The sequence below is a fragment of the Amycolatopsis sp. NPDC024027 genome (genome assembly GCF_040638975.1).
GTDB lineage: Bacteria > Actinomycetota > Actinomycetes > Mycobacteriales > Pseudonocardiaceae > Amycolatopsis.
This window is the reverse complement of record NZ_JBEZYY010000010.1, coordinates 182,385-207,726: the sequence shown is the minus strand read 5'-3', so window position 1 is coordinate 207,726 and position 25,342 is coordinate 182,385. Positions and strand designations below refer to the sequence as shown.

Sequence of the window (25,342 nt, the reverse complement as noted above, 5' to 3'; positions counted from 1 at the left end):
GCGTGTCCGGTGGACCTCAAGCGGCAGGTGATCGAGCGCTGGCCGGCGCGGTGGCCGGTGCAGCCGTTCCGGGAGCCGGCCTGGGCCCGGCAGGAGCCCACCTACGCCGGCTGCAGCCCCGCGCTGATCGAGGCCGCGGTCAAGCGGGCGGGTGCCCGGCCGTCGGGCAACTGGTTCGTCTTCGCCGCCGGCCGCGAAATCCGCGCCGACCGGCCGTTCGGGGTGCGCGTGGGCGGCCGCGAGCTGGTCGCGTGGCGCGGGCCGGACGGCGCGCTGCTCGTCGGCCCGGGCGCGTGCCCGCACCTCGGCGCGCCGCTGGAGCAGGCGCGCGTGCACGGCGGCGAGCTGGTCTGCCGCTGGCACGGGCTGCGCGTGGGCGCGGACCGTCCCGGGTGGACGGCCCTGCCGGCCTACGACGACGGCGTGCTGGCGTGGGTCCGCCTCGACCGCCTCGGTGGCGAGCAGCCCACGGAACGGCCGATCGTGCCGGTCCGCCCGCCCGGAACGACGGTCGACGCCGTGGCGACGCTGGCCGGGGTCTGCGAGCCCGAAGACGTCGTCGCCAACCGCCTCGACCCGTGGCACGGCGCGTGGTTCCACCCGTACTCGTTCGCGAAGCTGCGGGTGCTGTCGGCGCCGGAGGGCGTCGACGTCGCCGAGGCCGAAGACCGGTTCGTCGTCGAGGTGACGTTCCGGCTCGCGGGGAAGATCGGCGTCCCGGTGGTCGCCGAGTTCACCTGCCCGGGCCCCCGGACCGTGCTGATGACCATTGTGGACGGTGAAGGCACGGGCAGCGTGGTGGAAACGCACGCAACCCCGCTCGGCCCCGCCCCCGACGGCCGCCCGCGCACGGCGGTGATCGAGGCGACGATCGCCGCTTCCGGCCGGCCGGGTTTCGCCAGGGCGGCTCGCATGGCGCCGGTGCTGCGGCCGCTCATGCGCCGTGCCGCCGCCCGGTTGTGGCGGGACGACCTCGCGTACGCCGAGCGGCGTTACGCGTTGCGCGAGGATCATCGCTGATCCGTCGGCGGTGCCCGGGTTTCCGCCGGTCAGCGATCGTGGTCGGCGCGTTCCCACCACAGCGCCGTCGCCACCGGGCCGATGACCCCGACCGCGGCCACCAGCACGAACCCGGGGACACCCGGCGGATCGGCGAGCCCGGCGTAGAGGGCGGGGACGGACCAGGGGAAGAAAGCACCGTACCCGAGCAAAGCGACGACCTGCGCCGAGAAGACAGCCGCGAACAGGGCGGCGATCCCGGCGAGGTAGCCGCGACCGGCGCTGGCCGCCAGCGCGAAGGGCGTGGTGAGCGCGATGGTCATGATCGCGGTGAGGACCAGCTTCCCGAGCCCCGCGACCACGACGCCGGCGGACCAGCCCCCGAGCCCGACGGCGGCGCCGAGCGCCAGGCCGGCCAGGAACGTGTGGAGGGTGAGCAGCAGGCACCAGCCGGCGGTGACGGCGAACTTGGCGCCGACGATCGAGCTGCGGCTGACCGGCAGCGCGAGCAGGTCCTTCACCGTGTTTTGCCCGAATTCCCGCCCGAACGTCCACACCACGACGACGCCGAACAGCACCGTGCCCCCGACCGCGACCAGCTGGGCGAGCAGGGCGAAGTAGGTGACCCAGTCCGCGGCACCGCCGGTGAGCGCCGCCTTGGCCCCGAGCAGGCCGAGCTCCCGGGCCCGGCGCACGTCCTGCAGGATGAACATGACCAGCGCGGCGAAGCCGGCGGCGATCGTGAAGGCCAGCAGGGTGGCCGCGGGCAGCCGGGAGCGCCGGGTCTTCAGCAGTTCGGCGGCCAGCGCGGCGTTCACTTCGCGCCCGCGAGGCGGAGGAAGCCGGTTTCGAGGTCGTCTTGTTCGACGACGAGCCGGGTGGGTGGGCAGCCGGCGGTGACGAGCAGCGTGGCGATCTCGTCGGGCCGGGCGATCGCGCGTTCGCCGGTGAGGGTGAGGCCGCCGGTGCCGTCCTCCTCGCAGATGTGCCCACCGGCGCGCAACGCGATCGCCGCCCGCTCGCGGTCGCGGACCGCGATGGCGAGGCGGGGGCGGGCCTGCGCCAGCAGGCCGGCGGCGGTGCCGTCCCAGACGAGCCGTCCGGTGGCCAGCACCGCGATCCGGGTGGCCAGGCGCGCCACCTCGGTGAGCAGGTGGCTCGACAGCAGCACGGTCACGCCGTCGACGTCGGCCAGCTCGTGCAGCAGCTGCCGGATTTCGGCGACGCCCGCGGGATCGAGGCCGTTGGCCGGCTCGTCCAGGACCAGCAGGTCCGGCCGGTGGACGAGCGCTTTCGCCAGCCCGAGCCGCTGCGCGTTGCCGTGGGACAGCGTGCGGGCGCGGTGGCCGGCGTGCTTTTCCAGCCCCAGACGGCGGATGACCGCGTCGACCGCCCGCCCGTCGGCCGGCCCGTACCACCGGGCCGCCAGCCCGACGTTCTCCCGGACCGTGAGCTCCGGGTAGGCGGCCGGGGTCTCGACGAGGTGGCCGACCCGGGCCCAGACCGCGCGGGCACCGGGCCGGACCGGCCGGCCGAACAGGGAAACGGATCCGCGGGTCGGCCGGACCATCCCGAGCAGCATCCGGATGGTCGTCGTCTTGCCCGCGCCGTTGAGCCCGAGCAGCGCGGCGATCTCCCCGGGGGCGACCCGGAACGAGACGTCGTCGACCGCCAGGACGTCGCGGTACCGCTTGGTCAGGCCGACCGCGTCGATCGTCACCCGGCCCAGTGTAGGACGCTGCCTCAGTCCTTGACCGCGCCCGCGGCGAGCCCGGTCCGCCAGAAGCGCTGCAGCGCCAGGAAAGCCAGGATCAACGGGATGATGGACAGCAGCGAGCCGGTGACCACGATGGCCTTCAGGTCGGGGTCGCGGGTGATCTGGGTGTTCAGGGTGTACAGCCCGAGGGTCACCGGGTACAGCCGGTCGCTGGTCAGCATCACCAGCGGGAGCAGGAAGTTGTTCCAGATCGCCACGAACTGGAACAGGAAGATCGTGATCAGCGCCGGGGCCATCAGGCGCAGGCTGACCGTGTAGAACATGCGCACGTCGCCGGCTCCGTCGATCCGGCCGGCTTCGAGCAGCTCGTCCGGGACCGACGCCGCCGCGTAGACGCGGGCCAGGTAGACCCCGAACGGGCTGATCGTGCTCGGCAGCAGCACCGACCACACCGTGTTCGTCATCCCGGCCCCGGCGAGCATGAGGAACAGCGGGACGGCGAGCGCGGTCGGCGGCACGAGCACCCCGGCGAGGATGGCGGAGAACGTGACCGCCCGCCCGCGGAAGGTGAACTTGGCGAGGGCGTAGCCGGCCATCGCCGACAGCAGCGTGGCCGCCGCCGCACCCACCACCGAGTACAGCGCGCTGTTGGCCAGCCATCGCAGGTAGAGGCCGTCGCCGAAGGTCACCGTGTCGTGCAGGTTGCGGCCGAGGTGGTTGCCGGAGAACCAGAGGCCGAACGTCGTCGAGAGGCCAGAGGCGGACTTCGTGGCGGAGATCGCCAGCCAGACCACCGGCAGCAGGAAGTAGACCGCGGCGACGAACATCGCCGTGGTCACCACGACCGAGGAGCTCCGGGTCGTCGGACGGGTGGTCACAGGGCGGCCCTCGCGCGGGTGATCCGGAAGAACAGCCACGACAGGACCGCGATGAGCAGCGTGACGAGCACGCTCATCGCGGCGCCGAGGCCGTAGTTCTGGGCGGAAATCTGGGCGTAGGCGGCCATCGACGGGGTGTAGGACGACGAGACCGCGCTCGAAACTCCGGCCATCACCTGGGGTTCGGTGAACAGCTGGAACGTGCCGATGATGGAGAAGACCCCGGTCAGCACCAGCGACGGCGCGATGATCGGCACCTTGATCCGCCACGCGATCGCCCAGCCGGACGCGCCGTCGAGCCGGGCCGCTTCGTAGAGCTGGGGCGGGATCGCCTGCAGCGACGAATAGAGGATCAGCATGTTGTAGCCGGTGAACGTCCACGTGACGATGTTCGCGATCGAGTAGAGGATCACGGTGCCGGACAACAGGTCCGGGTGGATCCCGATCGGGTCGAGCAGCTGGTTGACCGGCGAAAGGTTGGGGGCGTAGAAGAAGCCCCACATCACCGCGGCGATCACGCCGGGCACCGCGTACGGCAGGAAGAACGCCAGCCGGAAGAACCGCCGCAGCCGCACGACCGCCGAGTCCAGCGCCAGCGCCAGGAGCAGCGCGAGGCCGAGCATGACCGGGATCTGGACGACGCCGAACAGCAGGACCCGCCCGACCGAGCCGACGAACCCGGCGTCGCCCAGGGCCGCGGCGTAGTTGCCCAGGCCGGCGAACACCTCGACGGGACGGCCGTAGGTGGAGGTCCGGGTGACAGCGGTGAAGCTCTTGACCAGAGCCACGACGATCGGGGCCACGTAGAACACCGCGAACCCGAGCAGGAACGGGGCGAGCAGCAGCCAGGCGGCGCGGGCGCTGCTGCTCGCCCGCCGCCGGCGCGGCACCCGGGGGCGGGGTGGCGCGCCGGCGCCGGTCCGGGACGCTGCGACAACCATCGCCTGCCCTACTTCGCCACGGGGATGGACTGGCGTTGCAGGTCGGTGATCGTCGCCGCGCCGGCATCGGAGAGCGCCTTGCCGAGCGTCCCGGAACCGGACAGCGCGGCGCCGAAGCCGTCACGGACGTGGGCGTAGGTCTGCTCCATCGACGGTCCCCAGGTGAAGTCCTGGCTGACGCCCTTGCCCGCGTCGCGGAACACCGCGTCGACGTCCTGGCCGCCGAAGAACTGCGTGTTCTCCGGCGACGCCTTCGCCGACTCCTGGGCGGCGACGGTGGCGGGGTAGATGCCGCCCTGGGCGGTCAGGATGGCCAGGGCCTGCGGGTCGCTGTCGAGCCACAGCGCGAACTGCGCCGCTTCAGCCGGGTGCTTGGTCCCGGCGAACACCGCGGTGGTCGAGCCACCCCAGTTGCCGGAGCGCTGCGCCCCCTTGGTCCACTGCGGCAGCGGCGCCACGGCCCACTTCCCGGCGGTCGAAGGCGCGGCCTTCGCGATCGTCCCGACGCCCCAGACGGCCCCGGTCCAGGTGGCGATCTGCCCGGAGTCGAGCGCCTTGTTCCAGGATTCGGAGAAGCCCTGGTAGTTCGAGACCAGGCCCTGGGAAAGCAGGTTCTGCCAGTAGCCGGCGACCTTGGTGGACGCGGGGTCGGTCAGGTTCACCTTCCACTGCCGGCCGTCTTGGGTGAACCAGTGCCCGCCGGCCTGCCAGACGAGACCGGCGAACCAGTTGACGTCCTTCTGCGGGAAGTGCGTGATCGTGAGGCCGGGGTCCGCGGCGTGCAGGGTCTTCGCGGCCTCGGCGTACTCGTCCCAGGTCGCCGGCACCGGCACGTGGTACTTCTCGAAGAGGTCCTTGCGGTAGAACAGGCCCATCGGACCGGTGTCCTGCGGGATGGCGAAGACGCCGTCGCCCCCCACCGAGGCCTGCGCCCAGGTCCAGTCCACGAACTTCGGCTTGGCGTCCGCGACGCCCGGGCAGGCCGAGATGTCCCGCAGGCCCTGCTGCACGCGGAAACCGGGCAGGGAGTCGAACTCGACCTGCCCCAGGTCCGGCGCCTGGTTCGCCTTCAGCGCGGTGAACATCTTGTTGTACGTGCCCTGGTTGCCCTGCGGCGTCTGTTCGACGGTGACGTGGATGTCGGGGTGCCCCTGGTTCCAGAGGGCGACGGCCTGGTCGATACCGGGCAGCCAGGACCAGAACGACAGCTCGACCTTGCCGCCCGAAGGCGCACAGGCCGCGGCGGCCGGGGCGGCGGAGTCGGCGGAGCCGCAGCCGGAGGTCACCAGGGCGAGCACGGCCACGGCGGCGCCCAGCCGGCGGAGCCGTTTCGTCGGGGGAGAGGTACGCACCATTGCGTTCGGTCCTTTCGAGGTGGCGGCGGCTTCAGCCGAGGCCCGGCGTGGTGAGCAGGGGAGCTGGGGCCGGCGTCGATCGCTGGCTGGCCCTTCGTGGGTGGCCGACGGGCGTTGAGGCTCTCGCCGGTGTCGCGAATGACTCATTCGGGACGTCCGAGGTCCCGAATGAGTCGTTCGCGACGTCCGCCCAGGCGGCCGCGACGAGGCGCCTACCCGGCGCAGGGCGGGTCGGCGACAGGGGTGGACCCAGCGTCTTCTGCGTGCCTGCGCCCATGCCGCTGACTCCTCTCCGCTGCGGTGCCAAAGTGCGTCGGGAACGTTCCCGGGAATGTTCCCGGCCGCTGCTCCCGGGGAGTATGCGCACCTCGGCGGGACCCCGTCAAGGGGCACAACTCGACGGATTCGACTCAGGCGGTCGCGCGGGTGATCAACGAAACCGGCAGCGAAATCCGGTCGGCGGTGTCCGCCAGCAGGGCCCGGACCAGGGCTTGGCCGTGGTCGTACTTGTGGATCCGGACCGTGCTCAGCGGCGGGTTCAGGTACGCCGACATCTCCAGGTCGTCGAAGCCGACCACCGCGCAGTCCCGGGGCACCGTACCCCCGCGGGCGAGGACCGCCTGGACCGCCCCGATGCCCATCAGGTCGTTGAACGCGAAGATGCCGTTGACCTCCGGCCACTCCGAAAGCAGCCGGCGGGTCGCTTCCGTGCCGCCCGGGATGGTCGGCGGTCCCTGGATGATCCGGGCCGAGACGTCGCCGAAGCCCAGCGCCGCGCACGCCGTGACGAACGCCAGCCGCCGCTCGTCGACCGCGACGCCGACCGAGCTGTCCAGCATGCCGAGGCACGCGTGCGGCCTGCGGGCGAGCAGCTCGACGGCGGCCGCGGTGCCGGTCGCGAAGTCGTTGCTCACCGAGGCCGCCATCTCCGTCGGCAGCTCCCGGTCGGCCACCACCAGCGGGACCGAGCGCGCGTAGTCGGCCAGGACGTCGTCGGGTGTGCCGTAGAAGAAGCCGACGACGCCGCGTGCGGAGCGGGCCAGCGCGTCCTCGATGGCGTCGCGTTCGCGGCCCGGGTCGGCGTCGGTGTTGTACAGCACGACGCTGCAGCCGGCCGCCTCCGCCGCGTCGTACACTCCGCGTGCCACGGCCGGGTAGAACGGGTTCGCGATGTCGGAGACGATCAGGGCGATGACGTCCGACCGCTGGGTGCGCATCCCCTTCGCCAGCGCGCTCGGCCGGTAGCCCAGCCGGGTCGCCGCCGCCAGTACGCGCTCGCGGGTGTCCGGGGCGATCTCCGGCAGATCGCGCAGGGCACGCGAAACCGTCTGCCGCCCCACACCGGCTTCCCGGGCCACGTCCTCGATCGTCACGCGCTTGACGCGCGGCAGCCGCCCGCGTTCCGTCACGCCGTCACCTCCCTCCGCGCCTCAGACGCCGAGCCTAAGGGGTCAGGGCCCGGCGCCACTGGGCGGTGACGCTCCGGCGCAGCGCCTCGGTGTCGGCACTGCCCGGGTCGAGCAGCCGCTGCAGTGCGATCCCGCGCAGCTGCCCGACCACGGCGGTCGCGACCTCGCCCGCGCCGACGTCCGGGTCGATGCTGCCGTCCGCGATGCCGGCTTCGACGTCTTCCCGCAGGTCGGCGCGGAAGGCGGCGTCCCGCTCTCGGAAGATCGGAGCCAGCTCCGGCTGCGTGGCGGCTTCCGCCCACAGCAGTAGGAAAGCCTGGTTGAACACGCCGATCCGGCCGAGCTCGCCGAGGTAGCCGTCGATCAGCCGCAGCAGGCGGTCGAGACCGGGCGGCAGGTTTTCGAGGCCTGGGACGAACCCGGCCTGCGTGGCCCGCGCCAGCCGTTCGACCAGTGCCTGCTTCCCGCCGAAGTGGTGGGTGACGATGCCACGGCTGTACCCGGCGCGTTCGCCGACGCGGGCGAGGGTCAGCGAACGCACGCCCTGCTCGACGACGAGCTCGGCGGCGGCGGTCAGGAGCGCGGCTTCGGCCTGGTCACGGCGTTCCTGCTGGGTGCGGCGTGCGGTGGGCATGAACGCAGCCTAGCAAACTAACTTGCGTGTCGTCCGACAAGTATGTGTAGGGTGGCGGCGAAGACCCCAGGAGGTTCTGATGATCGAAATCGAAGACCGCGCCCTCGACACCCTGCTCGCCGACGACCCCGGCGGCCCGGTCGTGATGCTCAACCTGCTGCGGTTCCGTCCGGACGGCGGCCGCGAAAGCTACCAGCGCTACGCCGAAGCCGTCGGTGCCGAACTCAACCCCCGCTACGGCCTGCAGGTGATCTACCTCGGCAACGGCGATCCGGCACTGGTCGCCGAGGACGGGCAGGCCTGGGACATGGTGGTCCTGGTGCGCTACCCGGACCGGCGGGCGTTCGCGGCCATGGTCCGCGACCCCGAGTACCAGGCGATCACCCACCTGCGCACCGAGGCGCTGGTGGAATCGGTGCTGCAGCCGACCACGCCGGTGGCGGGCTGATGCCCGCGGTGTTCGTCCACGGCAACCCGGAGACGGCGGCGGTCTGGGACCTGCTGCTGGCCGAGCTCGCGCCGTCGCGGTCCGATCTGGTCTGCCTGTCGCCGCCCGGCTTCGGCGCGCCCCTGCCCGACGGGTTCGAGGCCACCCCGGCCGGCTACCGGGACTGGCTGGCCGGTGAGCTGGCGGCCTTCGGTGAGCCGGTGGACCTGGTGGGCCACGACTTCGGTGGCACGCACGTCGTCAACGTCGTGCTGAGCCACCCGCACCTGGTCCGCAGCTGGGTCAGCGACACGCTCGGCGCCTTCGACCCGGACTACGAGTGGCACGAACTCGCCCGCCGCTGGCAGACCCCGGGGGTCGGTGAGGCCGACGTCGCGGCGCGGTTCGGTGCCGCGGTCGAAGAGCGCACGGCGGTGCTGGTGGAACGCGGGATGGCGCAGGGGGTCGCGGCCCGCGTCGCGGCGGGGCAGAACGAGGCGATGGGCCGGGCGGTGCTGACCCTGTACCGGGCCGCCGCCGCAACGGGTGCGCACGGTCTCGGGCTGCCGCTGGAGAACGCGGCGGCCCGGCCGGGGCTCGCGATCCTGGCCACGGCCGACCACGTCGTCGGCACCGAGGCGCAACGCCGCCGGGCGGCCGCCCGCGCCGGTGCCCGGGTCGCCGTCCTTGACGGGCTGGGTCACTGGTGGATGACCCGCGAGCCGGCCAGCGCCGCTGTGGCGCTGACCGGGTTCTGGGCGGCGGTCCGCTGAGGATCAGCGGGCGGTGCAGGTCAGCCCGGTCAGCGGCTGGGACGTGCCGGTGACGACGGCGCCCCAGGTCGTCGTCGCGCCGGCGGCGAGCGTCCCGTTGTAGGTCGCGTTGGCCGCCCGCACCTGCTGGCCGGTCTGGGTGGGCACGGCGTTCCACGAGTTGGTCACCTGCTGGGTGCCGGCGAACGAGAACGCCGTGGTCCAGCCGGACAGCGCGGTGGAGCCGGTGTTCTTGACGGTGAACTCCAGTTGGTGGCCGCCGTTCCACGAAGACGTCACCGCGGAGGTCGCCGTGCACGACGCCCCGGCCGGAGTGGTCGGCGTGGTGGGCGTCGTCGGGGTGGTCGGCGTCGTCGGAGTCGTGGTGGCGGTGCTGGTCCCGGTCGTGTAGCTGATGCCGGTGTAGGCGGCCGCGCAGCCCGAAAGGCATTGGTCCGGCAGTGTGAAGCGGTAGACACGGCCGTCGTTGACGAGCGCGTCACTCGCGTCCCGGACCCGGATCGCGTACGCGGTGCCCGCCGTGGCGGTCGGGCCGATGATGAAGGCCTGCCCCAGGTCGCTGTCCGGCTGCGCCTGCTGCCAGCTGCCGTCCGCGCCGAGGAACTCCACGCCGTGGACGCCGTTGGGCAGGTGCGACACGGCGATGGCCGTCCAATACCGCTGCGCGCCTTGGAGGAAGCCGAGCTTCAGGTCGCCGGTGTAGCTCGGGGCGGCCACGTAGGACCACGAAACCCGCCGGTTGTTCCAGTGCGCGGGGTTCATGTCGCCGACCGGGACGCCGTTCTTCACGAACCGGTTGAGCGACGCGGTCGACAGGTCGAGGTGCCCGGGATCGTCGCGGCACCAGGCGTTCGAGTCGCCGCAGCTGTCGGCCACGACCATGGTCAGCTGGGCGCCGGCGTAGCCGTCGGTCACCCAGGACCCGTTGCGGCAGAACGGTTGTCCCGGCGCGCCGTCGTTGACGCCGGTGCAGTAGTCGCCGATGGTGACCTGCACGAACCGCCCGCAGTTGCGGCCGTTGTCCCACAGGCCGATCTTCGCGGCCTGGGACGGCGGGATCGGCCGCGGGTAGAAGCTGTAGTCGCCGGGGGTGTTGTAGACGTTGAGGGCGACGAAATCGGGCGAATCGAGCACGTCCTGCGGCAGGCCGCAGCCGCCGTAGGGGGCGCCGAGCGCGTCGAAGTGGGTGGCGTTGCCGGTGCTGGGGGCGGCCGGTGCGGCGCCCGATTTCCACGGCCACAGCAGGGAAACAGTCACGACGAGGACGGCGATCACGGCGAGCACACCCGGGCGCGCGGCCATCCGGCGGGAGGCGGATCCCATGGACTCTCCTTCCGCCTTCGGTCACCGCGACCGGCGGGCGAGCGGCCCCGGGCGGCGATGTCTGGAAGCGCTCCCAGAGTCCCTCGCGCACCCGCCGTTTGTCAATCGCCTCCTCGCCGTTACGCGGGCCCGCGCGCCACGACGGTCAGCCGGTCGAGGGTGAGCCGGCCGGTGGTCAGCCGCAGCCCGATCGCCGGCGACCAGCCGGCAAGGATCGAGCCGGCCGGGATCGTGCGCAGCAGCTGCCACCGGCCCTGGTGGCCCAGCCAGCTCGTCAGGCCGCCCCGGCGGTCGGCCACGACGGCGAACCGGTCGCCCGGCACCCAGGTGACCGCGGTGCAGCACCCGCCGGTGACGTCGTCGCCGTAGTCGCGCCCGCCCGCGCGCACGTCCGCGCCGGACGTGCCGAAGTGGTTGTTGTACCAGGCCAGGGCGAGATCGTCGGGCCCGTCGGCGCGGCCGAGGAGCACGCTGTCCTCCGGTGCGCTCCCGGCGAAGGCGCGGGGTTCGAGGAGCACCGCGAAGTCGCCGGCCGGGGCGGCCACCGGCGCCACGAGCACGGCGGAAGACTGCCGGCTCGCGGACGCGGTCAGAGCGCCGTCGGCCTGGCTCAGTTCGGGCACCGGTTCCCCGAACCGCGCGCCGACCCGGTACGGCTTCAGCTGGCTTCCGCTGAAGTCGTCGTCCCAGACCGGGGTGCCGAAGTCGGCCGGATCGAAGACGACCTCCGCCCGCACGAGGTCCGCGGTGCTGCGCACCGGGGTGCCGTGGTCGAGCGTGCTGACCAGCAGCCGCACCGGGGCCCGGGTGCCGACCGGCGTGTCGGCGGGGGCCGTCACGCGCCACCGCAGCTGGACGGGCCGGCCCGGGGCGAGCCGGAGGTCGCCGGCCGGGCCGATCGGCTCGGCCGTCCACCCCCGCGGCAGGGTGAGTGCGGGCCGGACCGTCGTCGCCTGCGAGCTGACGGCCGTGCCGCTGATTTCGACCGGCTGCCCGGGCCGCACGCTCACCGGGCCGTCGGGGAGCCGGACGTCGAGCCGCTCGTCCTCGGCGCGCCACGCCTGCACCGCCGTGATCCCGACCGCACCACCGTCCACTCTGGACGGCAGGACGCGGAGCCCGTCGGTGCGGACCGGCGGCTGGACGACGACGCGGTTCGGCTTGCCCCGCACCGGTGTGCCGGGATCTCTTTGCTGGCCGGGGAGATCGGCCCACGAGCCATCCGCCGCGCGGTACTGCAGGGCGTAGGAGTCCGGCGTGCGGACGCCGCCACCGTCGTCGTAGAAGGACAGGCGGACGTCGGAGACATCGGTGGCCGCACCGAGGTCGACGGCCAGCCAGTCGCCGCGGTTCGGGCTGCCGTAGTTCGTCCAGCGCGTCGACGGGACGTCGAGGGCGAAGTCCTGGCCGTCGATCGCGTTCGCCGGGCTGTCCCCGTGCCAGGTGGAGGACGCGGACGCCGCCGGGTAGCCGGTGCGCGCGGGGTTCGCCAGGTCGTCGACGACGCGGGCGGTGCCGGCCGGCTTGCCCGGGCGCACCGGCACGTCGACCGGCGTCAGGCCGCTCTGGCGGAGGACGAGCTTGCCGTCCAGCCAGACGCTCAAGCCCGCTCCCTGCCGGTAGACGTGGCCGTCACGGTCCCAGGCGACGGTCAGGTTCCGGCCGTGGTAGGGCACGTTCTCGACGGCGAAGTGGTCCCAAGTGGACGGAACGAGCGGCGCGAGCCGCACGTGGTCGCCCTGCTGGGGCCGGATGCCGAGCAGCCCGGACAGCACGAGGTCGTCGAACGTCGAGTGGTTGTAGTCGTCGCTGTGCCCGGGGGAGTCGTAGAGCCAGCGGTCTTCGTCGGGGTAATGCGCTTCGGCGACGTAGGGCACGCCGTTCTTCCGCTGGGTGAGGGCGTACCCGCGCAGCAGGGCGTAGTAGTCCTGCGTGGAGACGTAGGGCTGCGGGGGATAGTCGGTGAGCAGGTTCGCCAGGGCGGTGAGGGTTTGGCTCGTCGCGTAGGGCCAGCTCGGACCCGACCAGCGGCAGCACCCGTGCTGCACGTCGTGCATGAACCACGGGCTGCGCCGTTCGACGGTGGTGGGCCCGAAGGGGGCCGCGAAGCCCGCCGGGTCGGTCACCTGCGCCCACGCGGCCGAGGCACCGGCCGGGGCCATGTGGAAGTACCAGGGCACGTACCCCGTTTCTTCCCGGTCCGCGATCTTGGTGCGCGCGGGGTTGCCGTCCCGCATGACGTGCTTGTAGAACTGGTCGCCGCCGTCCCACAGGACGCGGTCCTGGTTCGCCTGCAGGGAGCGGGCATCCCGCTCGTACCGGTCGGCGAGCTGCCGGTCGCCGGGCGCGCCGCGCCGGCGCAGCAGGCTCGCGATGGCGAGCGCGTCACCGTACTGGTAGGCGTTGAGCGTCGGGCGGAACCCGGCGCCGCCGTGGTAGGGATCCGGGCTCTGGTAGGAACTCGCGGTGTACTCCATGGCGTCCCAGACCGGAACCTGCCAGTAGAGGCCGAGCTGCGCGTCGAACTGGGGTGACCAGGCCGCCCACTGCCGTTGCAGTTCGGGGAGCCGGTCGACGGCGAAGTCCCACCGGCCGTCGACGGCGGCCCGGGCGAGCACGGCGTCGGCGGCCCAGAACGAGTATTCGTGCGCCCAGTCGGTGGTGTTCTCGTTGAGGCCGTCGGTCGCCGGCTTGGCGCCCGCGCCGCTGCCGCGCAGCCAGTAGTCGACGTAGTCGTCGAGGTACCGGTGGTCGCGCAGCCACCGCCCTTCGTAGAGGTGGTGCCCGGCGGCGGCGTCGATCCCGCCGCCGGGAGCGGAGTACCCGACCGGGCCGAGGAATTCGGAGACGATCCAGCCGTCCTCCGGGCCGGTGTACTTGAGGGCTTCCTTGTAGGTGCGCCACCGGTAGTAGTAGGTGTCTTCGATCGCCTTGTCCGGCAGGTCGATGAACGGGATGTTGGCCTCGTACCACCCGGGATCGCCGAAGCCGGCGAGCTTCGCGGTGTGGTCGAGCAGGTGCGTTCCGGGCCCGGGATCGGGGTACATCGGCGGCGGGGTCGCCTGGCCGGCCGCGGCGGGGACCACGGCCGCGGACAGCGCGAGGACAGTGGTGGTCAGGACCGTGCACAGACGTCGAAGCGAGCGCATGCTGACGCTCCTCATGCTCCTCGGGGACCCGGCACGGAGACGGTAGCCGGTCGGATACAACGTTGTAAATACTGCTTTACAACGTTGTATCCGGTTCTGCGGGTGGGTAGCCTCGGATCGTGCACCGCAGCCGGTTGTTCGGGATCTTCATCGACACGCCCACCGCCGAGGCCGGGGCGGCCGCGACGTTCTGGTCCGCCGCGCTCGGGGCGCGGGCCCGTCCGGTGGCGGGCGAAGAACAGTTCACCGCGCTCGACGGCGCCCTGCCCGGCTTGATCCTGGACGTCCAGGCGATCGACGGCGAACCCCGCTACCACGTCGACATCGAGACCGACGACGTGGCGGCGGAGGTCGCCCGCCTGACCGCTTTGGGCGCGGAACCGGTCTCCCGCTGGCTGGAGTGCCACACCCTGCGCGCGCCCGGTGGGCACCTGCTGTGCGTGGTCCCCGTGCACAGTGATCCGGAGACGTTCGAAAAGCTCGCCCGCGCCTGGCCGTGACGGACTCAGGGCCGCCAGGCCGGGTCGCGGCCGAGGAAGCCCATCAGCCGGTCCTGCGCCGGAGCGTCGTCGGCGACCGGTACCGCCGGCCCGAACTGCCCGCTGTCGCGCAGCAAGGACTCCATCGGCCGCATCCCGGCCAGCGTGGCGGCGCAGCGCTCCTCACCGAGGTCCGGCTCGCGGCCCAGCGCCTTGGCGAGATCCCAGGAGTGCATCCAGACGTCGTTGGTGTAGAACTGGTCGATCGCCTCGTCCACCGGCCGGTCGCCGGTGTGCGGGTTGCTGAGCACCCGCCCGGCCGGGTCGTCGAGGATGGCCTGGATGTCGGCGACGTGCTGCTTCCAGGCGCCGGCCGGGTCGGCGTCGACGGTCAGCGCCGGGAGTTCGATCCCGGCGCCCCGCAGGAATCCGCGCGGCCATTCGACCAGGTGCCGCACCACGTCGAGCGCGGTCCACTCCGCGACCGGGCTGGGGCGCGTCCAATCACCGGCCGAGGCCGATTCCGCCAGCTCCGTGAAGCGGGCGGCTTCCTGCGCGTGCCGCTGCGCGGGTCCCGTGGATGTCATTTCACGCCTCCTTGGCGAGCAGTTCGTCGAGCTTGGCGTACCCCTCGTTGACCCCGACATCCATGCCGCTGGCCAGCATGCCGTCCCGGGTCGCGAAGTCCGGTACCACGCTCAGCACCCGCAGCCGGGTGCGGCCGCCCTCGATTTCTTCCAGGGTCAGCGTTTCCAGGGCCACGCCGTCGGGCTCGCCGTCGTAGGTGAACGTCCACACGATCCGCTCGTTCGGCCGCACTTCGTGGAAGCTGCCGTGGAAAGCGGCGATCTCCTCGCCGCCGCGGTCGTTGGCGAAGGCCCACTCGCCGCCCGAGCGCGCGTCCCACCGCGTGATCCTCGTGGTGACCGAGTGCGGTCCGACCCACTGCGCGTACAGCTCGGGGTCGATGTGCGCGCGGAACACCTGCTCGGGTGCGGCGTCGAAGTCCCGGACGAGCCGGATCGTCGGGACCTTGTCGTCGGCCAGGATCTCGGTTTCGGGCGTTGGCACGGTCATGACGCGTCCTTTCGCGGCCGGGCTTCTTCGCCGGCCATGCGGCCCAGCAGGGCGTCGAGGCGCCGGTAGCGCTCCTCGGCCTGCCGCCGGTACCGCTCGATCCACTTGGTCATCAGGTCGAACACCTCGGCATCCAGGTGGACCGGACGGCGCTGGGCGTCCTTGCTGCGCGTGACCAGCCCGGCTTCCTCCAGCACCTTCACGTGCTTGGAGACCGCTTGGAGGCTCATGTCGTACGGCTCGGCCAGCTCGCCCACGGTCGCGTCCGCGCCGGCCAGCCGCGCCACCAGGTCGCGCCGCGTCGGGTCGGCCAGTGCCGCGAACACCCGGTTGAGCCGTTCGCTGTCTTCGTCCACCGGTTCGTCCTCAACTCTTCGGTTGAGCAGGACGGTAGGGGCTCTCCGGGATGTTGTCAACCTGATGGTTGAGAAAGGCCGGGGCTCCACGTGCGGAGCCCCGGCCGGGTGGCTCAGAAGTGGTCGGGCGTGTCGATGCGGCTCCGGACCAGGGCGCCGGACGCGGTCAGCCGGCCGGTGCCGTAGTCGCTGCCCGCGCAGGTGCCCGGTTGCAGCGCGGCACTGCTTTCGTCCGCGTCGGAGTACGTCCAGTTCGCGTAGCTGATCTGCAGCTGGTCGAGCAGATCCAGCCAGGCCGTGGTGCTGGACTGGTCCAGGGTGCCGCCGCCGGTGGCGGTCACCGTGCCGAACTCGGTGACGAACAGCGGCAGCTTCGCCGCCGCCCGGCTCACCGTGGCGCGGTAGTTGTCCTTGTGGCTGGCGGCGTAGAAGTGGAACGTGTACATGATGTTCGCGGCGTTGACCGGGTTGTTGACGATCTCGGTTTCGCTGGAGCCGTCGGAGACGCCGAGCGACGACCACCCGCGGGTGCCGACGATCACGACGGCGTCCGGGTCGGCGGCGCGGATCACCGGGATGACCTGTTCGGCGTAGCTCTTGATGGCGCCCCAGCTGACGCCGTTGGGTTCGTTGGCGATCTCGTAGATCACGTTCTTCCTGGTCGCGTTGCGCGCGGCCACCGCCGCGAAGAACGTCTTGGCGCGGTCGAGGTTGTAGTTCGGATCGCCCGGCGTGAGGGTGTGGAAGTCGACGATCGCGTACATGCCGCGTTCCTCGGCTTCGCCGACGAGGCTGTTGACCCGGTCGGTGAACCAGGCCGGGTTGGTCTCGTAGCCCTTTTCCTGCACGTACATGGCGATGCGGAGCAGGTCGGCGTGCCAGTCGTTCGCGAGCGCGTTCAGGGACGCGTCGTTGTAGCAGGAGTCGAACCACTGGAGGCCGTGCGTGCTCATGCCGCGCAGCTGGATCGCGCGGTTCGCCTCGTTGCACAGGTGGACACCGCAGACGTGCAGCTGCCCGTTGGCGGCGAGCGGCGTGCCACCGGGGGAGGGCGTGGTGGTGGTCGTCGTGGGCGTGGTGGTCGTGGGCGTGGCGGGCGTGGTGGTCGTCGTCGTCGACCCGGTGCAGGTGACGCCGTTCAGGGTGAAGGAAGTCGGAACCGGGTTGGCGCCGGTCGTGGTGCCGGTGAAGCCGAGATCGGTGGTGGCACCCGTGGCGAGGGTCCGGTTCCAGTCGGGGTTGGCCGCGGTGGCGGTCGCGCCGGACTGCGCCCAGGTGGCGTTCCAGCCCTGGGCGACCTTCTGGCCGCCGTCGGGGAAGGTGAACCGGAGCAGCCAGCCGGTGATCGCGTCGCCCAGGTTGGTGACCTTGACCCCGGCCTGGAAGCCGCCTTGCCACTGGTTGGTGATGGTGTAGTCGACGCGGCAGCCTTGCGCGGCGGCCGAGGCCTGGGGCATGGCCAGCACGGCGGTGCCGCCGAGAACCGTCGCGCCGGCGGCCGCCAGCGCGGTGATGGAGCGCTTCATTGAACTCCCTTGGGTCCGGTGTTCGAAGATTTCACCAGGCTGGGAGCGCTCCCAGGAATGAGAACATTCGGCGCCGGTATACGTCAAGACTTCCCGCCCTGATGCCCTGCGGGTATCACAGGCGCCGGAAGAGGTCTTGGACGTGGCCCTCCCGGCGGCGGGAGAGTGGGGAAGCATTCGAAAGGAGCAGGGATGAAGGTCTTTCTGACCGGCGGGTCCGGCTACATCGGCCGGGCCACGATCGCGGAGCTGGTGCGGGCGGGGCACGCCGTCGAGGCGCTCGCCCGCAGCGACCGCGCCGAGGCGGCCGTCACGGCGGCCGGGGCCACCGCCGTCCGCGGCGGGCTCGCCGATCTCGACGTCCTCGCCGGCGGCGCCGCCCGGGCGGAGGCGGTGATCCACCTCGCCCAGGCGACCTCGGGGGCGGAGGACCTCGACGCGGCGACGGCGATGGGCGGCGGCGGCCCGTACGTGCACACCGGCGGCACGTGGGTGTACGGCGACACCGGCGGGCTGCGGGACGAAACCGCGCCGTGGAACCCGCCGGCCGTGGTGGCCTGGCGCAAGCCGGTGGAGGACGCGGTGCTGGCGCGGGCGGTCCACCCGGTGATCGTGCGGCCCGGGCTGCTGTACGGCGGCGAAAACCGCCTGATCGACGCGTTCTTCGTCGAGCCGGGCCGGAAACGCGGGGCGATCCCGTACATCGGCGAAGGGGTCAACCACTGGGCACTGGTCCACGTCGACGACCTCGCCCGGTTGTACGTGGCGGCGTTGTCGGCCGAACCGGGGTCGGTCTACGTCGGGGTGGGCGGGGTGAACCCGGCCGCGAAGGAGGTTGCCGAGGCGTGCGCGCACGCGGCCGGCCTGGCCGGGAAGACGACGTCGATCACGCTGGAGCAGGCGCGGGCCGAGATGGGCCCGGTCGCCGACGCCTTCGCCCTCGACCAGGAGTTCACCCCGGCCAAGGCGCGGCGGGAGCTGGGCTGGGAGCCGTGGTACCCGGATCCGGTGCGGGTGCTCGCCGGCGGCTGAGCGGCCGCCGGGGGTAGCACCGGCGGGCCGTTGCGGCGTGCCCAGGCCCCGGATGTCTGACCCCGTCACCAGGGATTTCGGCCGTGAGTCGCGTACCGGCCGTCTGCTCCGTATGGTGTGCCCAGCCGGGGGGCGGGTCGACGTTCGTGGGAAAGCCGGGGAGCATGCAGCCGGAGGAGTGGCGGGATCTCGTCGACGGCCTGCCCGTCGTCGTGTGGGAGGCCGACGCCCGCAGCGGCGCCTTCTCGTTCGTCTCCGATGCCTCGCGCACTCTCCTGGGCCACCCGCCCGAGTCGTGGGCGGCCGATCCCGGGTTCGCCCTCTCCGTGGTGCACCCGCAGGACCGCGACCACTGCGCGCGGGCCCGGGAGGCGGGCCGGGCCCAGGGCGGCTACGAAGTCACCTACCGTGCCCTGACCGCCGACGGCCGGGTGGTGTGGCTCCACGAAATCGGGCGGGTGCGGCCGGGCGGCGAGGCGATCGGCGGCGTGCTGCTGGACGCCTCGGGACGGCGGTCCGAAGCGGAGCGGCAGCGGTTCCTCGCGGAGTTCGAACGGGGCCTGCAGGAACTCGACGACGCCGAGGACGTCATGGCCTACGCGGCCCGCAGCCTCGGCGAACACCTCGGGGCGGACCGCTGCGCCTACGCCGAAGCGGAAGACGACGAAGACCACTTCCTGATGAGCGGGGACCACGCCACCGGCCTGCCGCCGCTGCCCGGCCGCTTCGCCATGTCGGCGTTCGGGGACGGCTGCATGCGCGCGATGCGGGCGGGGCGCTCGTGGGTGGTCGCCGACAGCCGCCACGACGAGCGCCTCGAGCCGGCGGACCTGGCCGCCTACCGCGTGACCGGCATCCGCGCCGTCATCTGCGTACCGCTGCTGCGCGGCGGCCGGTTCGTCGCGGCGATGGCCGTGCACCAGGCCACGGTCCGGGAGTGGACGGACGCGGAGGTCGAGCTGGTCGAGCTCATCGTGAGCCGGTGCTGGGAGTCCATCCAGCGCACGCACGCCGGCCGCGCCCTGCGGGACAGCGAACAACGGCACCGGCTGCTGGTGGAACGCGCCACCGACGCGATCTGGGTGCTCGACCGCGACCTGCGGTTCGCCGAGATCAACCCCGCGGCCTGCGAACTGCTCGGGTACGCGCGCGAGGACCTGATCGGCACGCCGATCACCGACCTGCTCGACGAGGCCGGGAGCGAACGGTGGCGGCAGCTGATCGCCCGGCCGGGCGATGTCCGGGAGACCAGCGAAGTCGACCACGTGCGCCGGGCCGACGGCACGGAAACGGCGCTGGAGCTGAGCATCCAGGCCACCCCCTCGGGCGTGCAGGCGATCGGGCGCGACGTCACCGAGCGCCGGCGGCGCGAAGCCGAGCGCGAGCTCCTGCTGCAGCGTGAGCACGAGATCGCCGAGACGCTGCAGCGCAGCCTCCTGCCACGTGAACTGCCCGCCCTGGCCCGGATCGCGGCCGCGGCCCGCTACCAGCCGGCCGCCGTGCACGCCCAGACCGGCGGCGACTGGTACGAGCTGGTGGTCGTGGGGCCGACCCGCGTCGCGCTGTCCGTCGGCGACGTCGTGGGCAAGGGACCGCAGGCGGCGGCGGTGATGGGCCAGCTGCGCAGCGCGCTGGCCGGCAGCCTGCTCGACGGCCACGGCCCGGCCGCCGCCCTCGACCGCCTCGACGCCTTCGCGGCGCGCACGGCGGGGGCGGCCGGTACGACCTGCGCGTGTCTCACACTCGACTGGGAGACCGGCGAACTGCGCTGGGCCGTGGCCGGGCACCCGCCGCCGGTGGTCGTCGAGGAGGGCGGCGCCCGGCTGCTGTCCGGCGGCGGCGCCGTGCTCGGCGGCCCGGACCGGGCGCACCACCGCGAGAACGCCGTGACGCTGGCGCCCGGCGCCTCGGTGCTCCTGTACACCGACGGCCTCGTCGAGCGGCGCGACGAGCCGATCGACGAAGGACTGCGGCGGCTGTGCGAAGCCGCCGCCCGCGCGCACGCCGCCGAGCCGGAGCGGCTGGTCACCGCGATCGGCGCGGCCCTGCTCGACAGCGGGCAGGAGGACGACGTCGCCCTGCTGGCGATCCGCTTGGTGCCCCCGCCGCTGCGGCGCTCCGCGGCCGCCGAACCCGACGTGCTGCGGTGCCTGCGCGAGGACCTCGCGCGCTGGTCGGCGCTCGCCGGGCTGCCCGCGGAACTCCACCAGGACCTGAGCCTCGCGCTGGGGGAGGCCGTGGCGAACTCCGTCGAGCACGCCTTCCCGGAGAAGCCGGGCGAGGTGGCGTACTCGGTGACCCGCACGGCGGACGGCCGCCTCGAGGCGCTCGTCCGCGACGACGGCCGCTGGCGCCGCGAACCGGCGGACAACAGCCACCGCGGCCGGGGCATCGGGATCATCAAGGCGCTGTCCGAGGAATTCGGCATCGACCACGGCGGCGAGGGCACCGCCGTCCGGTTCCGCATCGCGCCGGAGCCGGGCGCCGCGCCGGAAAGCCCGCCCGTGCCACCGGAAATCGTGGTCCCGGCCACGGTGTCGGTGGACGAAGGCGGCCCGGGCCCCCTGGCCCTGAAGCTGACCGGCGACCTCGACCTGGCCACGATCGGCGAGGTCCGGGCGGCCGTCCTGGCCAGCGTCGAAGCCACGGCCGTCGAGTCCGTGGTCGTCGACCTGACCGGACTGCGCTACTTGAGCAGCTGCGGCATCGCCCTGCTGCTCGACGTCGCGGCGGTGGCCCGGCGCCGTGGCCTGGCCGTCACCACCCGGGCGAGCGAGGCTTCCGCGCCGCTGCGCATCCTCGAGCTCGCGGGCCTGATGGGGGCGCCGTCCGGAGCGTTCGTGGTCGAAAGCGTTGCGCCGTAACGGTGACACTTCGGTCGCATGGGGATGACCTTGCCGTGGCCACCGGGGCCGGCGAAGCCCGCCGGGGTGGCGTCCTGATCAGCGGCCCCGGTTGACCGCGCTGATGTCGTCCTGAAGCCGTTCACGGACATTCGAACCGGCGTCCCGCGGTGCGGGTGCCGCCGGCCGGGAGGGCTCGCCCGCCGGGCCCGGCACCGGGAACACCTGGTGCTCTCCGGGCAGCGGGACGCCGGGGCAGATGGTGGCCGCGGGCCGGCCGGTGCCGAGGTAGAAGCCGTTCACCAGATCGTCCACACAGGAATTGCCGCTGACCGCGTACTGGCCGTGGAAGGGTGACTCCGCCACCGAGATCATCGGGATCCCGGCCGCGCGCGCCGCCGCCTCCGCCTGCTCGTAGCCGGTCTGGGGATCGAACTCGCCCTGGACGACCAGGATGTTCTTCGCGGCTCGCGGCGAGAGCGTCGGCAGCTCGTGCTGGGGCGCGTCGGACCAGAAGCCGCACGCCTCGCTGAGGCCGTACGCCCAGCCGAACAGCGGGTAGGCCGGCCCCTGCAGGTCGCTGAGCAGCTTGTACCAGCTCGCGGTCCGCGTCGGCTGGTCGCCGCACGCCACCGCCAGCCGGGTACCCGGGACGTCGGCGTAGTCGGGTTCCGGCGGGTCCGCCGCCACGTCGGCCGCGGTCAGCCGGTCGGCCGGACGGCCGAAGACGGCCCGGGAGGCCCGGTCGAGGTCGGTCCGCAGCGCGGCGGGCGCGGGGGCGGCGGCCGCGCCGTCGAGCGCGGCCGCGCCCTTGGTGAGGACCAGCGCGCCGGTCAGCCACTGCCGGGGGCTGCCGTTGCCGACGAAGACCGAGTCGAAGACGTCGGGTGGCACGCCCTTGGCCTTGAAGAAGGTCCGCAGCCGTTCCCACTTGACGCGGACTTCCGCGGCGGTCTTGCCGAGCTGCTCCGGGAACCGCCGGGCCAGCCACGGCGCGTAGACGCGGTCGAACTGGCGCTGGTCGATCTTCGGGAACGCTTCGAACGCGGCTTGGAGACGGCCTTCGAAGTTCACGCTGGAGTCGAGGACCATCTTTCCGGCCTGCTCGGGGAACAGCGACGCGTACTTCGCGCCGAGCCAGGTGCCGTAGGAGAAGCCGAGGTAGTTCAGCTTCTCGTCGTTGAGCAGCGCGCGGACCAGGTCCATGTCGTGCGCGGTCTGCCAGGTGGTGATGAACGGCGCGAGCGCGTCGCTCTGGCACGCCTCGGCCAGCACGCGCGGCGTCCGCTGGTGCAGCGCGATGCTGGTCGCCGAGCGGTCGCGGGCGTCGAGGTCGTCGTCGTCCTGCGGCAGCCGCCCCAGCGGCACCCGGCACACGTATCCGGAGTCCGTGCCGCCTTCCTGGCCGGTGCCCCGGGGGTCCATCCCGACGATGTCGTAGTGCTCGTTCACCTTCGGTTCCAGGCCGGCCAGCGCGCCCGCGAGCGAAGTGCCCCGGCCGCCGGGGCCACCCGGGTTCACCAGGATCGCGCCCTGCCGGCTGCCGGTCGCCGGCACCCGGCTGATCGCGACCTGCAGGTCGGTGCCGGCCGACGGAGCCGCCCAGTCCCGCGGGACGGTGATCCGCGCGCACTGCGCTGCCGGGGACGGGCCTGTCCGCTGCTTGAACGGGCACGCGCCCCAGGAGACCTCCTGCCCCCGGTACGGCGCGAGCGGGTCGGGCGTGGTCGCGGCGGCGGGCGCCGTGGCCGCCACCAGGACCGAGACGGCCACCGCCAGCCCTGCTCGGGACGTTCGCACCGCAGTTTTCCTTCCTCACGCACCAGCCGTGAAGATCCAAGCACGCCCGGTGGGGGAGAAGCAGCACGAAGAGCGCGGATCGCGCCAGGGAACGCTCGATCCGGTGAACGCGGCCGGGCGGGTCAGGTGCGGTACGGGCCGTGGTTCCCGAGATCGGGGCTGATCCGCGGGTGCGGGCCGTCCTGGCCGGGCACCGGGGTGACGGCGGGGCGCCACGCCGGGTCCGTCGAGGCCGGCTCCACGACCACCTCGGTGGCCGGCCGGACGTAGGTTTCGGTGCCGCGCGGCTCGCCGTCGCGGTCCTGGAAGTGGTTCTCCACGATCCGGTCCTGCCGGCGCTGGGCGAGCACGGCCAGCGTGAGCACGTGGGCCACGGCCATCAGCAGCAGGAAGATGCCGAGCCGGCCGACCAGGGCGGCCGTCGACCCCGACCACTGCGGCCCGACGACGGAGAGCAGGGCGAGCACGCCGAAGGACACGAGGTGGAAGACGGTCACCACCATCCACGCCAGCGAACCGGTCCCCTCCCCGCCGTCCGGCCCGCTGAGGTAGCGCCGGCCACCGCGGTAGAGCACTTGGCCGTCGGCCACCACGAAGACCAGGCCGATGATCAGGAACCCGGTGAGGTCGTTGTCGGGCATGCGTCTCCTCCTCGTTTCCGGCGGGGTACCCGGCCGGGCCGGTGGCGGCCGGCGGTTCACCGGAACGAGCGAGGAGTCGGTCCGCTCACACCGGGAATCAATCCCGGCCGCCGGACGTCTGAGGTCGTGTGAAGAAGATTGGCTTCCTCTCGTTCGGCCACTGGTCGGCGAGCGCGCACTCCGAGACCCGGTCGGCCGCCGACTTCCTGCACCAGTCGATCGACCTGGCGGTGGCCGCCGAGGAGCTCGGCGTGGACGGCGCCTACTTCCGCGTGCACCACTTCGCGCAGCAGGCGGCGAGCCCGTTCCCCCTGCTCGCGGCGATCGGCGCGCGGACGTCGAAGATCGAGATCGGCACCGGCGTGATCGACATGCGCTACGAGAACCCGCTCTACATGATCGAAGACGCGGGCGCGGCGGACCTCATCTCCGGCGGCCGGCTCCAGCTCGGCATCAGCCGGGGATCCCCCGAGCAGGTGATCGAAGGCTGGCGCTACTTCGGCTACGCCCCCGGCGAGGGCGAGACGGACGCCGACATGGCCCGGCAGCACACCGAGGTGTTCCTCAAGCTGCTCGACGGCGAGGGCTTCGCCCAGCCGAACCCGCGGCCGATGTTCGCCAACCCGCCGGGCCTGCTGCGGCTCGAGCCGCACTCCGAGGGCCTGCGCGACCGCATCTGGTGGGGCTCCAGCTCCAACGCGACGAGCGTCTGGGCGGCGAAGCTGGGCATGAACCTGCAGAGCTCGACGCTCAAGGACGACGAGACCGGCGAGCCGCTGCACGTCCAGCAGCGCAAGCAGATCGAGGCCTACCGCGAGGCCTGGACGGAAGCCGGGCACGAGCGGGAGCCGCGGGTTTCGGTCAGCCGCAGCATCTTCGCGCTGACGAACGACCAGGACCGCGCCTACTTCGGCCGCGACCGCCACTCGCGCGACCAGGTCGGCATGATCGACGAGAAGACCCGGGCGATCTTCGGCCGCTCCTACGCCGGGGAGCCTGACGAGCTCGTGCGGCAGCTCAAGGAGGACGAGGCCGTCCAGGCCGCGGACACGCTGCTGCTCACCATCCCGAACCAGCTCGGCGTCGACTACAACGCGCACGTGCTGGAGAGCATCCTCACCCACGTCGCCCCGGAGCTGGGCTGGCGCTGAGGAACGGGCGGCCCGGTGGCGGCCGGGCCGCTCTTGCTCAGCCGTGGCTGACGTTCAGGCCGTAGAACGCGACCCGCGCTCCCTTGGTCGTGCTGCTCGAAGAGGACTGGTTGTACGAGCCGGCCTTGAAGTACTGCTTGTACGCCTTGAACGACGACGGGATGCCGTAGTGCGTGGTGCTCCCGTTGACCGTCAGGTCGATCGTGGTGCCGCCGGAAATCCCGATCGTGTAGGTCCACGTCTTGCCGACCGCGACGTGGCCGACGGTGTGGGCCGTCTGGCCGCCGTCGGGGGAGTTCTCGGTGCCGAGCACGATGTCCCCACTGGCCCGGTAGTACAGCTCCAGCAGCGGTTTCGTCGACGAGCCGCCGGTGCCGAGGTGCACCTGGCCGACGCACACGTTCGACGTCACCGAAACCACGCGCAGCGTCGCGCTCAGCTTGTGCGACCCGCTCAGCGACCAGTTCGCGGCGGAGCCGTCGCGGTTCATCTCGCGCAGCTCCGAGCGCGCGTAGTTCGAATTCGGCGTCGTGACGCCCTTTTCCGGTGCCCAGAAGGTCATCGCGCCGTCACGGGTGTCGGTGTAGAAGTAGCTGTCTTGGAAGCCGTCCGGGCCCTGCAGCCGGGACGAGGAGATGGTCGTCGGACTGCCCGGCGAGCCGACCGGCTCCTGCAGCTGCCAGACCGAGAGGTCGAAGTTGCCGCCCGGGGCCACGGACGGATCCGCCGCCAGTGCGGGGGACGCGGCGGCCACGGCCAGCGCCGGGATCGCCAGGAGGACGAGGAAAGCACGCACACGCATCGTGGGGTGTCCTTTCGCGGTGGAACGCAC

23 protein-coding genes are annotated in these 25,342 nt (G+C 72.6%); 7 read left to right on the top strand and 16 right to left on the bottom strand.

The genetic code is table 11. The features are described from left to right. The first annotated feature begins 9 nt into the window (after nucleotides 1-9). A complete protein-coding gene (locus AB0F52_RS25160) occupies nucleotides 10-1,020 on the top strand; it encodes a DUF5914 domain-containing protein (RefSeq protein ID WP_360175614.1) in 1,011 nt (336 codons plus the stop codon). A 29-nt stretch (nucleotides 1,021-1,049) separates the two neighbouring features. Here the strand turns inward: AB0F52_RS25160 and AB0F52_RS25155 are convergent, their stop codons facing one another. The 7 genes from AB0F52_RS25155 to AB0F52_RS25125 form a co-directional block, all read right to left on the bottom strand. Continuing rightward, a complete protein-coding gene (locus tag AB0F52_RS25155; protein ID WP_360175611.1) occupies nucleotides 1,050-1,817 on the bottom strand; it encodes an ABC transporter permease in 768 nt (255 codons plus the stop codon). After that, a complete protein-coding gene (locus AB0F52_RS25150) occupies nucleotides 1,814-2,719 on the bottom strand; it encodes an ABC transporter ATP-binding protein (protein ID WP_360175608.1) in 906 nt (301 codons plus the stop codon). The genes AB0F52_RS25155 and AB0F52_RS25150 overlap by 4 nt, the downstream gene beginning before the upstream one ends. Nucleotides 2,720-2,742: 23 nt before the next feature. Then, nucleotides 2,743-3,558 (bottom strand): carbohydrate ABC transporter permease, encoded by an 816-nt coding sequence (locus AB0F52_RS25145; protein ID WP_360175904.1) that lies wholly within the window; start codon nucleotides 3,556-3,558, stop codon nucleotides 2,743-2,745. A gap of 32 nt (nucleotides 3,559-3,590) precedes the next feature. Then, entirely contained in the window at nucleotides 3,591-4,535 is a 945-nt protein-coding gene (locus tag AB0F52_RS25140) for a sugar ABC transporter permease (protein ID WP_360175605.1), read from the bottom strand. A gap of 8 nt (nucleotides 4,536-4,543) precedes the next feature. Then, complete coding sequence (locus tag AB0F52_RS25135; RefSeq protein WP_360175602.1) at nucleotides 4,544-5,890, bottom strand: extracellular solute-binding protein; 1,347 nt, start codon at nucleotides 5,888-5,890, stop codon at nucleotides 4,544-4,546. A 410-nt stretch (nucleotides 5,891-6,300) separates the two neighbouring features. Further along, nucleotides 6,301-7,299, bottom strand: a complete 999-nt coding sequence (locus AB0F52_RS25130; RefSeq protein WP_360175599.1) for a LacI family DNA-binding transcriptional regulator — start codon at nucleotides 7,297-7,299, stop codon at nucleotides 6,301-6,303. A gap of 34 nt (nucleotides 7,300-7,333) precedes the next feature. Next, nucleotides 7,334-7,933 (bottom strand): TetR/AcrR family transcriptional regulator, encoded by a 600-nt coding sequence (locus AB0F52_RS25125; protein WP_360175596.1) that lies wholly within the window; start codon nucleotides 7,931-7,933, stop codon nucleotides 7,334-7,336. A gap of 79 nt (nucleotides 7,934-8,012) precedes the next feature. On the opposite strand from AB0F52_RS25125, the gene AB0F52_RS25120 reads away from it, so the two are divergent. Further along, nucleotides 8,013-8,381, top strand: a complete 369-nt coding sequence (locus tag AB0F52_RS25120; RefSeq protein WP_360175593.1) for a DUF1330 domain-containing protein — start codon at nucleotides 8,013-8,015, stop codon at nucleotides 8,379-8,381. Beyond that, on the top strand, nucleotides 8,381-9,133 hold the full coding sequence (locus AB0F52_RS25115) for an alpha/beta fold hydrolase (protein ID WP_360175590.1): 753 nt from the start codon (nucleotides 8,381-8,383) through the stop codon (nucleotides 9,131-9,133). Before AB0F52_RS25120 ends, AB0F52_RS25115 begins: the two co-directional genes overlap by 1 nt. Nucleotides 9,134-9,136: 3 nt before the next feature. Here AB0F52_RS25115 and AB0F52_RS25110 read toward each other — a convergent pair whose 3' ends face one another. Both AB0F52_RS25110 and AB0F52_RS25105 read right to left on the bottom strand, forming a co-directional pair. Next, a complete protein-coding gene (locus AB0F52_RS25110) occupies nucleotides 9,137-10,456 on the bottom strand; it encodes a cellulose binding domain-containing protein (RefSeq protein WP_360175587.1) in 1,320 nt (439 codons plus the stop codon). Between the two features lie 119 nt (nucleotides 10,457-10,575). Beyond that, nucleotides 10,576-13,605: a discoidin domain-containing protein gene (locus tag AB0F52_RS25105; RefSeq protein ID WP_360175584.1), complete on the bottom strand. Its 3,030-nt coding sequence runs from the start codon at nucleotides 13,603-13,605 to the stop codon at nucleotides 10,576-10,578. Between the two features lie 119 nt (nucleotides 13,606-13,724). Here AB0F52_RS25105 and AB0F52_RS25100 point away from each other — a divergent pair, with 119 nt between their 5' ends. After that, nucleotides 13,725-14,105 carry a VOC family protein gene (locus AB0F52_RS25100; RefSeq protein ID WP_360175581.1) on the top strand — a complete coding sequence of 127 codons (381 nt, stop codon included), beginning with the start codon at nucleotides 13,725-13,727 and terminating at the stop codon, nucleotides 14,103-14,105. 5 nt (nucleotides 14,106-14,110) lie between these two features. On the opposite strand, the gene AB0F52_RS25095 is transcribed toward AB0F52_RS25100, so the two are convergent. The 4 genes from AB0F52_RS25095 to AB0F52_RS25080 all read right to left on the bottom strand — a co-directional run bounded on the left by AB0F52_RS25095 (nucleotide 14,111) and on the right by AB0F52_RS25080 (nucleotide 17,043). Next, nucleotides 14,111-14,671 (bottom strand): maleylpyruvate isomerase family mycothiol-dependent enzyme, encoded by a 561-nt coding sequence (locus tag AB0F52_RS25095; protein WP_360175578.1) that lies wholly within the window; start codon nucleotides 14,669-14,671, stop codon nucleotides 14,111-14,113. A 1-nt stretch (nucleotide 14,672) separates the two neighbouring features. After that, the gene (locus AB0F52_RS25090; RefSeq protein WP_360175575.1) at nucleotides 14,673-15,161 is read right to left on the bottom strand and encodes an SRPBCC family protein; all 489 of its coding nucleotides are present in this window, start codon (nucleotides 15,159-15,161) and stop codon (nucleotides 14,673-14,675) included. Next, a complete protein-coding gene (locus AB0F52_RS25085) occupies nucleotides 15,158-15,517 on the bottom strand; it encodes a metalloregulator ArsR/SmtB family transcription factor (protein ID WP_360175572.1) in 360 nt (119 codons plus the stop codon). The genes AB0F52_RS25090 and AB0F52_RS25085 overlap by 4 nt, the downstream gene beginning before the upstream one ends. A gap of 113 nt (nucleotides 15,518-15,630) precedes the next feature. Next, nucleotides 15,631-17,043, bottom strand: coding sequence for a cellulase family glycosylhydrolase (locus AB0F52_RS25080; RefSeq protein WP_360175569.1), 1,413 nt, complete (start codon nucleotides 17,041-17,043; stop codon nucleotides 15,631-15,633). A 192-nt stretch (nucleotides 17,044-17,235) separates the two neighbouring features. On the opposite strand from AB0F52_RS25080, the gene AB0F52_RS25075 reads away from it, so the two are divergent. Together AB0F52_RS25075 and AB0F52_RS25070 are read left to right on the top strand one after the other, a co-directional pair. Further along, a complete protein-coding gene (locus tag AB0F52_RS25075) occupies nucleotides 17,236-18,075 on the top strand; it encodes an NAD-dependent epimerase/dehydratase family protein (protein WP_360175566.1) in 840 nt (279 codons plus the stop codon). A 146-nt stretch (nucleotides 18,076-18,221) separates the two neighbouring features. Further along, the gene (locus AB0F52_RS25070) at nucleotides 18,222-20,939 is read left to right on the top strand and encodes a SpoIIE family protein phosphatase (protein WP_360175563.1); all 2,718 of its coding nucleotides are present in this window, start codon (nucleotides 18,222-18,224) and stop codon (nucleotides 20,937-20,939) included. 78 nt (nucleotides 20,940-21,017) lie between these two features. On the opposite strand, the gene AB0F52_RS25065 is transcribed toward AB0F52_RS25070, so the two are convergent. Further along, nucleotides 21,018-22,718, bottom strand: a complete 1,701-nt coding sequence (locus tag AB0F52_RS25065) for an alpha/beta fold hydrolase (protein WP_360175560.1) — start codon at nucleotides 22,716-22,718, stop codon at nucleotides 21,018-21,020. 122 nt (nucleotides 22,719-22,840) lie between these two features. Then, nucleotides 22,841-23,359 (bottom strand): hypothetical protein, encoded by a 519-nt coding sequence (locus AB0F52_RS25060; RefSeq protein ID WP_103338815.1) that lies wholly within the window; start codon nucleotides 23,357-23,359, stop codon nucleotides 22,841-22,843. Between the two features lie 128 nt (nucleotides 23,360-23,487). Between AB0F52_RS25060 and AB0F52_RS25055 the strand changes: the two genes are divergently transcribed. After that, nucleotides 23,488-24,510: an LLM class flavin-dependent oxidoreductase gene (locus AB0F52_RS25055; RefSeq protein WP_360175556.1), complete on the top strand. Its 1,023-nt coding sequence runs from the start codon at nucleotides 23,488-23,490 to the stop codon at nucleotides 24,508-24,510. A 37-nt stretch (nucleotides 24,511-24,547) separates the two neighbouring features. On the opposite strand, the gene AB0F52_RS25050 is transcribed toward AB0F52_RS25055, so the two are convergent. Beyond that, nucleotides 24,548-25,312, bottom strand: a complete 765-nt coding sequence (locus tag AB0F52_RS25050; RefSeq protein ID WP_360175553.1) for a polysaccharide lyase family 7 protein — start codon at nucleotides 25,310-25,312, stop codon at nucleotides 24,548-24,550. Between the last annotated feature and the right edge of the window lie 30 nt (nucleotides 25,313-25,342).